10 protein-coding genes are annotated in these 12,036 nt (G+C 74.8%); 6 read left to right on the top strand and 4 right to left on the bottom strand.

Annotation, left to right across the window (positions count from 1 at the left end; all coding sequences use genetic code 11):
• The first annotated feature begins 353 nt into the window (after nucleotides 1–353).
• Nucleotides 354–2,297 (top strand): alpha/beta hydrolase domain-containing protein, encoded by a 1,944-nt coding sequence (locus E2C05_RS22635; RefSeq protein ID WP_133221916.1) that lies wholly within the window; start codon nucleotides 354–356, stop codon nucleotides 2,295–2,297.
• 369 nt (nucleotides 2,298–2,666) lie between these two features.
• A complete protein-coding gene (locus E2C05_RS22630) occupies nucleotides 2,667–3,884 on the top strand; it encodes an acyl-CoA dehydrogenase family protein (protein WP_133221915.1) in 1,218 nt (405 codons plus the stop codon).
• Between the two features lie 109 nt (nucleotides 3,885–3,993).
• Here E2C05_RS22630 and E2C05_RS22625 read toward each other — a convergent pair whose 3' ends face one another.
• The gene (locus tag E2C05_RS22625; RefSeq protein ID WP_133221914.1) at nucleotides 3,994–4,719 is read right to left on the bottom strand and encodes a dienelactone hydrolase family protein; all 726 of its coding nucleotides are present in this window, start codon (nucleotides 4,717–4,719) and stop codon (nucleotides 3,994–3,996) included.
• 45 nt (nucleotides 4,720–4,764) lie between these two features.
• On the opposite strand from E2C05_RS22625, the gene E2C05_RS22620 reads away from it, so the two are divergent.
• The gene (locus tag E2C05_RS22620) at nucleotides 4,765–5,571 is read left to right on the top strand and encodes a DUF3047 domain-containing protein (RefSeq protein ID WP_133221913.1); all 807 of its coding nucleotides are present in this window, start codon (nucleotides 4,765–4,767) and stop codon (nucleotides 5,569–5,571) included.
• 192 nt (nucleotides 5,572–5,763) lie between these two features.
• A complete protein-coding gene (locus tag E2C05_RS22615) occupies nucleotides 5,764–7,215 on the top strand; it encodes an MFS transporter (protein ID WP_133221912.1) in 1,452 nt (483 codons plus the stop codon).
• 115 nt (nucleotides 7,216–7,330) lie between these two features.
• Here the strand turns inward: E2C05_RS22615 and E2C05_RS22610 are convergent, their stop codons facing one another.
• Entirely contained in the window at nucleotides 7,331–8,428 is a 1,098-nt protein-coding gene (locus E2C05_RS22610; RefSeq protein WP_133221911.1) for an LLM class flavin-dependent oxidoreductase, read from the bottom strand.
• A 348-nt stretch (nucleotides 8,429–8,776) separates the two neighbouring features.
• Here E2C05_RS22610 and E2C05_RS22605 point away from each other — a divergent pair, with 348 nt between their 5' ends.
• Nucleotides 8,777–9,190, top strand: coding sequence for a globin family protein (locus tag E2C05_RS22605; protein ID WP_133221910.1), 414 nt, complete (start codon nucleotides 8,777–8,779; stop codon nucleotides 9,188–9,190).
• A gap of 203 nt (nucleotides 9,191–9,393) precedes the next feature.
• Here E2C05_RS22605 and E2C05_RS22600 read toward each other — a convergent pair whose 3' ends face one another.
• Nucleotides 9,394–10,137: a pyridoxine 5'-phosphate synthase gene (locus tag E2C05_RS22600; RefSeq protein ID WP_192912505.1), complete on the bottom strand. Its 744-nt coding sequence runs from the start codon at nucleotides 10,135–10,137 to the stop codon at nucleotides 9,394–9,396.
• 5 nt (nucleotides 10,138–10,142) lie between these two features.
• Nucleotides 10,143–11,153 (bottom strand): 4-hydroxythreonine-4-phosphate dehydrogenase PdxA, encoded by a 1,011-nt coding sequence (pdxA, locus tag E2C05_RS22595; RefSeq protein ID WP_133221908.1) that lies wholly within the window; start codon nucleotides 11,151–11,153, stop codon nucleotides 10,143–10,145.
• 184 nt (nucleotides 11,154–11,337) lie between these two features.
• Between pdxA and E2C05_RS22590 the strand changes: the two genes are divergently transcribed.
• On the top strand, nucleotides 11,338–11,730 hold the full coding sequence (locus tag E2C05_RS22590) for a hypothetical protein (protein WP_133221907.1): 393 nt from the start codon (nucleotides 11,338–11,340) through the stop codon (nucleotides 11,728–11,730).
• The last annotated feature ends 306 nt before the right edge of the window (nucleotides 11,731–12,036 follow it).

Raw genomic sequence — 12,036 nt, 5'->3', positions numbered from 1 at the left:
CGGGGCCGCGCCGCGCGACCGCGGTTCGCCGTCAGGGCCGGAGGTGGCGCAGCGCCAGGCGGCGCTGCGCCCATCCTGCCGCGCGCTCCGCTCGGCGGCATCGCGTGTCGGGCGGCGTCGCGCTCCCGTCGCGATCCGCCCGGGCCGCGGCGTCCAGCGAAGCGGCTGGCCAGTCGCTTGCCACCCGGAAGACGGCCCCTGATGCCGGCCGGTGCCCGCCGCGGGCCCGATCCGGCCGCCCGGGCCCGCCGCCGGCAATGCGCCTCCGCATCGCCCAACCCCCGGGCTTCGGCCGGGCCGGCCTTCTCTCCCGGCCGGGGATTGCTACCCTCGGCGGGAGGAGGACTGCGTCCATGCGCCATGCGATTCCCGGGCTGCTCGCGGCCGGGCTGCTCTGTGCCCCGCCGGCCGGCGCGGAGGTCACCCGCTTCGACCTGCTGGGCCCGCCCGCGCCCGCCTTCGGCGGCCAGGAATTCGGCCCCGCCGGGCGCTACGAGCGGATCGCCGCCCGCGCCACCATCGCCCTCGACCCCGCCGACCCGCACAATGCCGGCATCGCCGACCTGGCGCTGGCGCCGCGCAATACCCAGGGCAAGGTCGAGGCGGTGGCGGAGGTCGTCCTCCTCCGCCCCGCCGATGCCCGCCAGGGCAACGGCACCCTGCTGCTGGAAGTGCCGAATCGCGGCCGGGAGATCATCGGCCAGCTGCTGAACGACACCCCCGGCGCCAATGTCCTGGCGGCCGGCACCAACCCGGGCAACGGGCATCTGCTGCGCCTGGGCTACACCCTGGCCTGGGTCGGCTGGCAGGCCGACATCCCGGAAGGGCAGGGGGTGCGCCTGGCGGCGCCGGTGGTGCCGGGGGTGACGGGCGCCTCGCGCGAGGAATTCCTGTTCGACCACCTGCGCAGCCCGGTGACCGTGCCGCTGACCTACCCGGCGGCGAGCCCCGAGGGCGCGACGCTGACCGTGCGCGCCCGGGCGGAGGATGCGCGGCAGACGCCGGCCGGCCTGGCCTTCCGCTTCCTCGACCCGCAGCGCGTCGAGATCACCCGGCCGCCCGGCTTCGATGCCGGCGCGCTCTACGAGCTGATCTACACCGCCCGGGACCCGGTGGTGCAGGGCATGGCCTTCGCTGCGGTGCGCGACGTCGCCGCCTTCCTGCGGCGGGAGAAGGGGGCGGCGAACCCGCTGGGGGAAGGGCAGCGCGGCGCGGTGGACCAGGCGATCCTGATCGGCGTCTCGCAATCCGGCCGCTTCGTGCGCGACTACCTCTACCAGGGCTTCAACGAGGACGAACGCGGCCGCCAGGTCTTCGAGGCGATGCTGCCGCATATCCCCGGCACGCGGCGCACCTTCACCAATGCGCGCCTCGCCCAGCCCGGCCGCAACCCGACGCCGCATGGCGACCGGCTCTATCCCGCCGACCAGTTCCCCTTCACCTATGGCGTGACGGAGGACCACCTGACCGGCCGCCGCGACGGGCTGCTGCTGCGCTGCCGCGCCAGCAACACCTGCCCGCGTATCATGCAGACGGACAGCGAATACGAGTTCTGGGGGGCGCGCGCCTCGCTGCTGGTCACCGATACGCGGGGCAACCACCTGGACCTGCCGCCCGAGGTCCGCGCCTACATGATGACCGGGCACCCGCACTATGCCGCGGCGCAGGCGGTGGCGGACCGGATCGACCGCTGCGCCCTGCCGGTGAACCCGCTGCAGGCCGGCGCGCCGATGCGGGCGCTGCTGGCGGCGCTGGAGGCCTGGATGCGCGAGGGGGTGGAGCCGCCCGCCAGCCGCTACCCGACCCGCGCCGCCGGCACGCTGCTGCCGGCCGCCGCGCTCTACGGCAACCTGCCGCTGCTGGGCTACCGCGGCGAGGTCGGGCCGGCGCAGTTGCTGGACAGCACGGCCATGCCCCCGGCGGTGCGCGGCGAATACGCCGTTCTGCTGCCGCGGGTGGATGCCGACGGCAATGCCATCGGCGGCATCCGGCTGCCGGTGATCGAGGTGCCGAAGGCGACCTATACCGGCTGGAACCCGCGTTCGGCCGGCTTCGCGGAGGGCGCGCTCTGCTACAACACCGGCGCCGTCATCCCCTTCGCCGCGACCCGGGCGGAGCGGGCGGCGGGCGACCCGCGCCCGGCGCTGGAGGACCGCTACCCGACCGCCGCCGCCTATGCCGAGGCGGTGAAGGCCGCCGCGGCCCGGCTGGTGGCAGAACGCCTGCTGCTGCCGGAGGACGCGGCGGCCATGGCCCGCGCCGCCGAAGCGGACACGCTGGCGCGGCTAGGGCGCTGAGCCCTGCCGGCGGGATCGCGCTGCCGGTCGCATGGCGCCGGGCTGCGCCCGATGCCGGTCTGCGGCCGCCGCGATGGCTGGGCGCCGGCACCGGGCCGCCTGCCGCCGGCGCCCGTCGATGCGCCGTCGGCGGGTGGCCGGTGCCGGCACGGCCTGGGCCGTTCTCCGGCCCGCCCAGGCCGCGCCGAGCCATTGTCGCTGGAGCGCATTCACGCGCCGCGATCCGCGCCAGCGGAACGGTCACCCCCGGGGCGGGTCACGCCGCTCCCGCTCCTCTCCCGGAATTTGGTCGGGCGACTGTCCTGATGCTTGCCTGCCGCCCGGCCGCCCGGTAGCGTCCCCGGCAAACCGGCAGGGAAGGACAACGCCATGGCCGCCGCGGAACTCGGCCCCATCCGCCCGCAGAGCCCGACCGCGCTGTCGGCCGCCGACCCGGTCGCGCATGCCCGCGCCCTGGTCCCGCTGCTGGAGGCCGCCGGCCCCGCCATCGAGGCGGCGAAGGAACTCACGCCCCCGATCCGCGACGCGCTCTTCGGCCACAACCTGCTGCGCCTGCTGCTGCCGCGCGAGATCGGCGGCCAGGACATCCCGCTGCCCGATTTCGCCGAGGTCTGCGAGGCCATCGCCATCGGCGATGCCAGCGCCGCCTGGGGCGTCTGCCAGGGCAATGTCTCCGCCATGACGTCCTGCGCCTATCTGGCGCCCGAGGTGGCGCGGGAATTCTTCGGCCAGCCGCGCGCGGCGCTGGCCTGGGGCGCCCGGCACAACCGCGCCAGGGCGGTGATCGTGGAGGGCGGCTACCGCGTCACCGGGATCTGGGATTTCGCCAGCGGCAACCGGCACTGCACCATGCTCGGCGCCCATCTGCCGGCGGTGCACCCGGACGGCACGCCGCGGCTGTCGCCGGAGGGCAAGCCGGAGGACGTGACGGTGCTGTTCCGCCGCGACCAGGCCAGGGTCACGCCGGAATGGAACAGCCTCGGCCTGCGCGGCACCGGCAGCGACATCTACGAGGTGCAGGACCTGTTCGTGCCGGACGCGCATGCCTGCGTGCGCGACCGGTTCGAGCGGCGGCGCGACCACCGGCCGATCACCGCCATCACCTCGCATCTCTGCTACGCCACCGGCTTCTCGGCCACCGCGCTCGGCGTCGCGCGCGGGCTGCTGTCCCGCTATGTCGCGCTGGCCCGCGGCAAGACCGCGCGCGCCGGGGCGCAGCCGATGGCGGAGAACCACAGCGTGCAGTCCGAGGTCGCGCAGCTGGAGGCGACGCTGCGCGCCAACCGCATGTACCTGCTGGGCACGGCGCGGGAGGTCTGGGCGGAAGCCGCGGCGCGCGGCGAGGTGTCGATGGAGAACCGCGTCGCGCTGCGCCTGGCGACGACCAGCGTGATGCGGCAGGCGACGGATGTCTCCATCGCCTGCTACCGCGCCGCCGGCACCACGGCGGTGCTGGAATCGAACGAGTTCGAGCGGCGCTTCCGCGATGCGATGAGCGTGTCGCAGCACCTGCAGGCGACGCCCTGGCACCTGGAGACGGTGGGCCGCTGGCTGCTGGGCAGCGGGGAGAAGCCGGCCTTCGTGTAGCTGCGGGGGAGGCTCCGCCCCCCGCCCCGGCGATGACTCATGGGATCCAAGGGCCCTGCGGCCCTTGGCGGGTTGGTCCAGGGAGGGCAGGGCCCTCCCTGGGGGGAGCCTATCCCAGCACCCGCGCCAGCAGCTCCGCCGTCCGCCCATTGGCGATCGTCGCCGCGCGTGCGTCCCAGGCATGCCCGCCCATGCGCGCGAAGGCGTGGTCGACGCCCGGGTAGACATGGGCGCTGACCTGCGGGTTGCCCTTCACGCCCTCCAGGATCTTCGCCTGCGCCTCGGGCGGGACGAACTTGTCCTTCTCGGCGATGTGCAGGATCAGCGGCGCCTTGATCGCGCCGACCTCGCCCAGCAGCCCTTCGATCCCGACGCCGTAGTAGCTGATGTTGGCGTCGGCATCGGTGCGCGCCGCGGTCATGTAGGCCAGCCTGCCGCCCAGGCAGAAGCCCATGGTGGCGACCTTGCCATTGGCGCCCGGCATCCTGCGGGCCTCGGCGATGGTCGCCTTCAGGTCCTCCACCGCCTTGTCCTGGTCCATCCCCTGCATCAGCTTGAAGGCCTTGTCCCACTGCGCCTGGCCGGCATCGGGGTCGAGCTGCACGCCCTTCTCCTGCCGCCAGAACAGGTCCGGGCTGATGGCGATGAAGCCCAGCTCCGCCACCCAGTCGCTGAGCTGGCGCATGGTGGCGTTCACGCCGAAGATCTCCTGGATCATCACCACGGCCCCGCGCGCCGCTGGCGCGCCCGCACCGGCCGGCTTGTCCTTCGGCTGCGCGACATAGGCGCCGAAGCTGCCGCTGCCATCGGTGGCAGCAATCATCGTCTCGGGCATCGTCCCCTCCTTGTCCCGGGCGTTGCGTGCGGCATCTAACCATCCATGCCGCGCCTTGCCATGCCCCTGCTGGACCGATGCCGATCGCTGCGCCCCCTTCGCCGGGGGGCGCGGCCCGTCGCGTCGTCGCCGTGCGACACGGTCCTGGCCAGGGTCCTGGCCCTGTCGGCCAAGCGCCGTGCGCCGCTGGCGGCGGCGCTTGGCGCCGGCCTGCTGCTGGGCGCCGGGCCGATCCACCCGCCCGGCTCGCTGGAGGCGGCGGGCTGGACCCATGCCCCCTGGCATGGGCTGGAACCGGCGCGCTGGCGTGTCCTCGGCGACGGCGTGGCGGTGGAAGGCGCGGGGCAGGGCAGCTTCGTCTGGCGCCGGGTGCAGGGGGATGCCGCCTGCCTCACCTGGCGCTGGCGGGTGGACCAGGGGCCGCCGGCCACCGACCTGACGCGCCAGGGCGGCGACGACCGGGCGCTGTCCGTCGCCATCGGCTTTTCCGGCTGGCCGCCCGACGCCACCGCCTGGCAGCGCATGCGGCATGGCGTGGCGCAGGCGGCGGCCGGCGGGCATACGCTGCCGCGCAGCGTGCTGATCTATGTCTGGGGCGGCACGGGCCGGGAGCCCTTGCCCTTCCCCAGCCCCTGGCTGCACGGCCTGGGCAAGGTGCGCGTGCTGCGCGCCGCCGATGCGCCGCGCGGCCAGTGGTTCGAGCAGCGGGTGAACCTGGCAGCCGACTGGAAGGCCAGCTTCGGCGCCGCCCCGCCGCCGCTGCAGGAGATCGCGATCGGCACCGACACCGACGACACCCGCACCCGCATCGAGGCGCGGGTGGAGGCGATCCGCTTCGGCCCCTGCCCCTGACCTGGGGGGATGACTCTGGGGGGCTGATCCTCGGGGCCTGAACCCGGGGGCCCCGGCCGGCGCGGCCCCAACCGGTGCGCCTCGGGTCGGCGCGCTCCATGGGCGACGGTGCCGCCGCATTGCCAGGGGCACCGCCGCCGCGGGCGCAACCGGCCGCCTTCCCGGGACTTACCCCCGGGAGGAGACCGTCCCATGCGCGATACGCCTGGCCCCGCCGGGGGCGACCGCTTCGAGACCGACGTGCCCGCCCGCCTGGACCGCCTGCCCTGGGCCGGCTTCCACTGGCGGGTCGTCATCGCGCTCGGCATCACCTGGGTGCTCGACGGGCTGGAGGTGACGCTGGTCGGCAGCCTCGCCGGCGCCATCCACCAGAGCCCCAGCCTGGCGCTGACCGAGACGCAGATCGGCCTCACCGCCTCCGCCTATCTCATCGGCGCGGTGTTCGGCGCGCTGGGCTTCGGCTGGCTGGCCGACCGCATCGGGCGGCGGCGGCTCTTCTTCGTCACGCTCTTCGTCTACATGCTCTCCTCCATCGCCACCGGCTTCGCCTGGGATTTCTGGTCCTTCGCCTTCTTCCGGCTGCTGACCGGCGCGGGCATCGGCGGCGAATACGCCGCGGTGAACTCGGCCATCCAGGAACTGATCCCGGCGCGCTACCGCGGCACCACCGATCTCTGCGTCAACGGCACCTTCTGGGGCGGCGCCGCCATCGGCGCGGTGGTCGCGCTGGTGGTGCTGGACCCGGCGATCATCGACCCGGAGATCGGCTGGCGCGGCGCCTTCATCGTCGGCGGCGCGCTGTCCCTCATCGTCCTGCTGCTGCGCCGCCACCTGCCGGAAAGCCCGCGCTGGCTGATGCTGCACGGCAAGCCGGAGGAGGCGGGGAAGATCGTCGGCGACATCGAGCGCGACGTGGCCGCCGCCAAGGGCCCGCTGCCGCCGCTCACCTACGGCAAGGTCGTGCTGCACCGTCGCGGCGCCGCCAGCATCGCCGAGGTGTGGCGCGCCATGTTCGACACCCATCGGGAGAGGGCGATCCTCGGCCTGACGCTCATGTCCTGCCAGGCCTTCTTCTACAACGCGGTGTTCTTCACCTACGCGCTCGTGCTGACCAAGTTCTACGCCATCCCGGCGCATCAGGTCGGCTGGTTCATGCTGCCCTTCGCGCTGGGCAACCTGATGGGCCCGCTGCTGCTGGGCCGCTTCTTCGACACCATCGGCCGCCGGCCGATGATCACCGGCACCTATGCGCTGGCGGGCATCCTGATGGCCGCGACCGGCGCCGCCTTCGCCGCCGGGTGGCTTTCCGCCTGGGAACAGACCCTGGCCTGGACGGTGATCTTCTTCTTCGCCTCCGCCGCCGCCTCGGCGGCCTATCTGACGGTGGGGGAGAGCTTCCCGCTGGAGATGCGCGCCATGGCCATCGCGCTGTTCTACGCCATCGGCACCGGCGTCGGCGGCGTCATCGGCCCGACGCTGTTCGGCTGGCTGATCTCCTCCGGCGAGCGCGCCGACATCACCTGGGGCTACTACGGCGCCGCCGCGCTGATGCTGCTGGCGGCCTTCACGGAATGGAAGCTGGGCTTCGCGGCGGAGGGCAAGCCGCTGGAGGAGGTGTCGGCGCCGCTATCCGCCGCGCGCTGACCGCCTGCGAGGGGGAGGGCCTGCCGTCCCCCCCCCCGCCACGGGAGGCCATCGGCGATGCGCGGCAGCGTCCATGGCCCCCGCATGGGCCGAAAGGGCTCCGGAAACCGCGGGTCTAGGCCGCCTTCATGCGGTCGGCATTGCGCTCCGCCAGGATCGGGCGCACCCAGCGGGCGAAGCGCACCGCCTCCTCGTCATGCAGGTAGCCCGACAGGCAGAAGCTGTGGCAGCCGATGTCGATGAAGCGCTGCAGCGCCGCCGCGCATTGCGCCGGGTCGCCCACCACCGCCACGCCGGCGCCCTGCCTTGCCCGCGCCAGCCCGGCCCAGAGGCCGGGCGCGATCAGCCCGCCGCGTCCCTGGTCCTGGCTCTCCGCCAGCAGCGCCTGCACCCGCTGGTTGGCGACCGAGTTCGCCACATTGGCACGCACCGCCGCATGCTTCGTCTCGCCGACGCCGCGCACCAACTCCGCCGCCGCCGCCCAGGCCTCCGCCTCCGTCTCCCGGCAGATGATCTGCAGGCGCATGCCGAAGCCCAGGGCATCCTCGCGGCCCGCGTCGCGCGCCATGGCGCGGATCTCCGCCATCTGCGCCGCGATCGCCTCCGGCCGGTCGCCCCAGAACAGGTGCACATCGGCATGCGCGGCCGAGATCTCCCAGGCCTGGCGCGAGCCGCCGCCGAGATAGAAGCGCGGATGCGGCGACTGGTGCGGCACCGGCAGCACGCGCGCGCCGCGCAGGGTGTGGAAGCGGCCGTCGAAATCGACGGGGCCCGCGGCGGTCCACAGCGCCTTCAGGATCGCCACCTCCTCCGCCATCAGGGCGTAGCGATCCTCCTTCCCGTACCGGATGCCGTCGGCGGCATTCTCCGCCTCCGACTGGCCGGCGATGAGGTTCACCGCGATGCGCCCCTCTGTCAGCCGGTCGAAGGTCGTCACCATCTTCGCCAGCAGGACGGGATTCACATAGCCCGGCCGCGCCGCCACCAGCATGCGGATGGAGGACGACCGTCCGGCGAGGAAGGCGGTGGTCACCCAGGCCTCCCAGCAGGGGCCGGCCACCGGCACCAGCATGTATTCGAAGCCGGCCGCCTCGGCCGCCTGCACCACGCGGTCGAACATCGGCGTGCCGGGCGGCACCACCGCCGGGCCCTCGCCATAGCAGGTGGTGTCGCCGCTGCTGGGCAGGTACCAGCCGAACTCCAGCGGTCGCATGCCGCCTCCCCAGGACGCCGAAGCCGGCATCCTGCGCGCCAGCGGCATCGGGCGCCAGGGGCGCCGCCGCCCGCGACCCGGTGCCTGTCCCGGCGCTGGCCCGAGGCGCCGGCCGCGCGACACCCGCGCCCGTACCCATGCCGGAGGCGCCGGATGCACGACCGGCAACGCGTCGGCGGGCCTGCGCGCCGGCGGCCGATGACGGCGGCGCTGCGCCGGATTGCGGTCCCGCGCGCACCGCGGCGCATCCCCCGCGCGGCCTCCCGGTTGCGCGATTGCGGCGGCGCAACATGGCGTGTCTACTGCCGGCCCGGGGCCCCGCCGCCCCGCAGCCGCAGGAGCATGCCGATGACGCCCGCGCAGGTCGCCCTGGTCCAGGAGAGCTTCGCCAAGGTCGTCCCGATCAAGGAGGCCGCGGCCAACCTCTTCTACACCCGGCTGTTCGAGATCGACCCCGGCACCAGGCCGCTCTTCGCCCGTTCCGACATGGGGCAGCAGGGCGCCAAGCTGATGGCGACGCTGGCGGTGGTGGTGAACGGGCTGAGCCGGCCGGAGACGGTGGTGCCGGCGGCCGAGGCGCTGGCCCGCCGCCATGTCGGCTATGGCGTGACCGAGGCGCAATACGCCTCGGTCGGCGCCGCCCTGCTCTGGACGCTGAAGCAGGGCCTGGGCGAGGGCTTCACGCCCGATGTGAAGGACGCCTGGACGGCCGCCTACACCCTGCTGTCCGGCGTGATGACCGCGGCCGCCCGGGCGGCCTGATCCGGTTGGGCGGAGGTTGCGGCGCCCGCGCGCCGGCCTCGCGCGCCGCCTGCGATGATGGCGCCGGTGCACGGCCCCGCAGACCGGGATGGGGCGGGCGGCGGCGGATGGCGACGCGACGTGAACCCGGCGTCGCATGATGCCGCGCAGTCCGGCATGTCGTGACGCCGCCCGCGGGGCCGATGCCCGGCGCGGGGCGAGGCTCAGCCGCGCTCCGCCGCGATCAGCGCCTTGAAGCGGCGCACCACCGCCGGCAGGCCCTCGAAGACGCTCTGGCTGATCAGGAAGTGGCCGATGGACACTTCCGAGACCTGCGGCATCGCCGCGATGGCGCCCACGGTCTCATAGGCCAGGCCATGCCCGGCATGCACCTGCAGCCCCAGGCTGGCGGCCGTGACGGCGCCGGCGCGGAGCCGCGCGAGGATCGGCGGCCGGTCCGCCGGCGCGGCATCGGCGAAGGTCCCGGTATGCAGCTCGATCGCCTGGGCGCCGAGCCGTGCGGCCGCCTCGATCTGCCGCGCATCCGGCTCGATGAAGATCGAGACCTCGATCCCCGCGCCGGCCAGGCGCCGCACGGCTTCGCCGAGATAGGGCCCGGCCCCGAGGACATCGAGCCCGCCCTCGGTGGTCAGCTCCTGCCGCTTCTCCGGCACCAGGCAGCAGGCCGGCGGGCGCAGGCGCAGCGCGATGCCGACCATCTCCTCGGTCGCCGCCATTTCGAAATTCAGCCGCGCCGGGACCTCGGCCGCCACGCGGTCCAGGTCGCGGTCGCGGATATGCCGCCGGTCCTCCCGCAGGTGCATCGTGATGCCGTCGGCGCCGGCCCGCATGACGGTGTGCGCCGCCTCCACCGGGTCGGGGAACTGGCCGCCGCGGGCATTCCGCAGCGTCGCCACATGGTCGATGTTCACGGAAAGTCGCATGGGCGTCGGGCTTTCTCTGGCCATCCGGGTCAGGCCTCCGCGCCCTGCGGCGCCCCGGCCACCGGATGGCGGCTGCGATGGGTGGCGATGCCGGCGGCAAGGCGGAGCGCGGCGATGAGGCTGCCGGGATCGGCGAGGCCGCGGCCGGCGATGTCGAGCGCGGTGCCGTGGTCCGGGCTGGTCCGCACCACCGACAGCCCGAGCGTGACGTTCACGCCGCCCGCCATGTCGAGCGTCTTGATCGGGATCAGCGCCTGGTCGTGATAGAGGCCGAGCGCCACGTCGTAGCCCGGCCGCGCCTTGGCGGTGAACAGCGTGTCCGGCGGCACCGGGCCGCGCGCGTCGATGCCCATGGCGCGCAGCGCGGCGACGGCAGGCGCGACGATGTCCCGGTCCTCGGTGCCGAGGGTGCCGTCCTCCCCGGCATGCGGGTTCAGCCCGGCGATGGCCAGCCGCGGCGACGCGATGCCGAAATCCTGCCGCAGCCCGGCCGCGGTCAGCCGCGCGGTCTCGATGATCAGGTCCGGCGTCAGCCGGGCGATCGCCTGCTTCAGCGGCTCGTGGATCGTCACCGGCACCACCCGCAATTCCGGGCAGGCCAGCAGCATCACCGGCGGTGTGCCGGTGCCGGCGATCTCGGCCAGGAATTCGGTATGGCCGGGATGCGCGAAGCCGGCGGCGTAGAGCGCCGCCTTCTGGATCGGGTTGGTGACGATCCCGGCGGCCCGGCCGGCCTTGGCGAAGGCCACCGCCGCCTCGATCGCGCCGATCACCGCCGGGGCATTGGCCGGGTCCGGCTGGCCGGGCACCGGCGGGCGGGGCAGGGGCCGGTGCAGCACCGGCAGCGCCGTGGCGAAGGCGGCGGCGGCTTCCTCGGGCGCCGCGATCCGGCGGATGGGCACGCCGCGCAGCCGCTCCGCATCGTCGATCAGGAAGAAGGCCGGGCCGGTGGCATGCAGCGCCCGCCAGGCGCCGGCGGCGATCTCGCCGCCGATGCCGGCGGGCTCGCCCATGGTCAGCGCGAGGGGGGCCTGGGTCATGCCCCCCATGTAGTCCCGCCCGACGTCGCGGCAAACCGGGCGCCGCGCCCCCATGGTCGGGCCTCGGGGCAAGCCGCTGGCAAGGAAAGCCTGCGAGGCTGCGGCGTCGGCGGCTGGCCTTCGCACCCGAATGCCAGGCCGCCGCGGGTGATCGGGCGGAGCCGGGCTCCGGGGATGGGCGGGCATGGCGACGGGACCGGGGGCGTGGCGGAAGCGGGGGCTGCTGGGTGGCCTCGCGGCCTGGGTGGCGCTGCCGCCCCGCGCGGGGCGGGCGCAGCCTGCGGGCTGGCCGCCGCCCTATGAGCAGCGCGGCATCGCGGTGGAGGCCCGGGCGGCGGATGGCGTCCAGGCCCGGGACCGCGCCTGGCGCGATGCGCGCCGGCAGGGCTGGGCCCGGCTGCGCACCGCGCTGGCCGAGCCCGCGGCCCGCGCCACCGATGCCGAGATCACCGAGATGCTGGCCGCCGTCATCATCGAGGCCGAGCATGTCGCGCCGCGCGCCTATCGCGGCAGGCTCACCCTCCGCTTCGATCCGGAGCGTGTGGAGGCCATCGCCGGCCTGCTGCCGCCGGACTAGCGCGGACCTGCGCCAGCGCGATTGCGATTGCCCCTGGCCGCAGCGGCGCGCCGCCGGCCAGCCAGGATGCCGCCCCTGGCGCCATGCCAGCGGCATGGACGGTCCCTTCCTGCCGGGCGCCCGGACTGGCGCCGCGGCGCATGCCGCCTGGCAAGGCTCGTGGCGCAAAGCGCCCGGCGATCGAGGGGCCGTCGATCGGCAAGGATCAACGGCCGTCGGGATCGGGCCGCGCCGCGGCCGCCCACCGCCGGGTGGGCTGCACCCGGGCGAAGCGCCGCCGCGGGCCGGTGCGACCCCGGCTGCCGG

The organism is Paracraurococcus ruber (assembly GCF_004353985.1).
Classification (GTDB): Bacteria; Pseudomonadota; Alphaproteobacteria; order Acetobacterales; family Acetobacteraceae; genus Paracraurococcus; species Paracraurococcus ruber.
Note: the sequence above shows the minus strand (reverse complement) of the source record. Positions and strands in the feature narration are given on the sequence as shown.

Bases quoted from the DNA above. Each gene is read 5' to 3' on its own strand.
- E2C05_RS22635 (WP_133221916.1), top strand. From the start codon at position 354: ATGCGCCATGCGATTCCCGGGCTGCTCGCGGCCGGGCTGCTCTGTGCC.
- E2C05_RS22630 (WP_133221915.1), top strand. From the start codon at position 2,667: ATGGCCGCCGCGGAACTCGGCCCCATCCGCCCGCAGAGCCCGACCGCG.
- E2C05_RS22625 (WP_133221914.1), bottom strand. From the start codon at position 4,719: ATGCCCGAGACGATGATTGCTGCCACCGATGGCAGCGGCAGCTTCGGC.
- E2C05_RS22620 (WP_133221913.1), top strand. From the start codon at position 4,765: ATGCCGCGCCTTGCCATGCCCCTGCTGGACCGATGCCGATCGCTGCGC.
- E2C05_RS22615 (WP_133221912.1), top strand. From the start codon at position 5,764: ATGCGCGATACGCCTGGCCCCGCCGGGGGCGACCGCTTCGAGACCGAC.
- E2C05_RS22610 (WP_133221911.1), bottom strand. From the start codon at position 8,428: ATGCGACCGCTGGAGTTCGGCTGGTACCTGCCCAGCAGCGGCGACACC.
- E2C05_RS22605 (WP_133221910.1), top strand. From the start codon at position 8,777: ATGACGCCCGCGCAGGTCGCCCTGGTCCAGGAGAGCTTCGCCAAGGTC.
- E2C05_RS22600 (WP_192912505.1), bottom strand. From the start codon at position 10,137: ATGGCCAGAGAAAGCCCGACGCCCATGCGACTTTCCGTGAACATCGAC.
- pdxA (WP_133221908.1), bottom strand. From the start codon at position 11,153: ATGACCCAGGCCCCCCTCGCGCTGACCATGGGCGAGCCCGCCGGCATC.
- E2C05_RS22590 (WP_133221907.1), top strand. From the start codon at position 11,338: ATGGCGACGGGACCGGGGGCGTGGCGGAAGCGGGGGCTGCTGGGTGGC.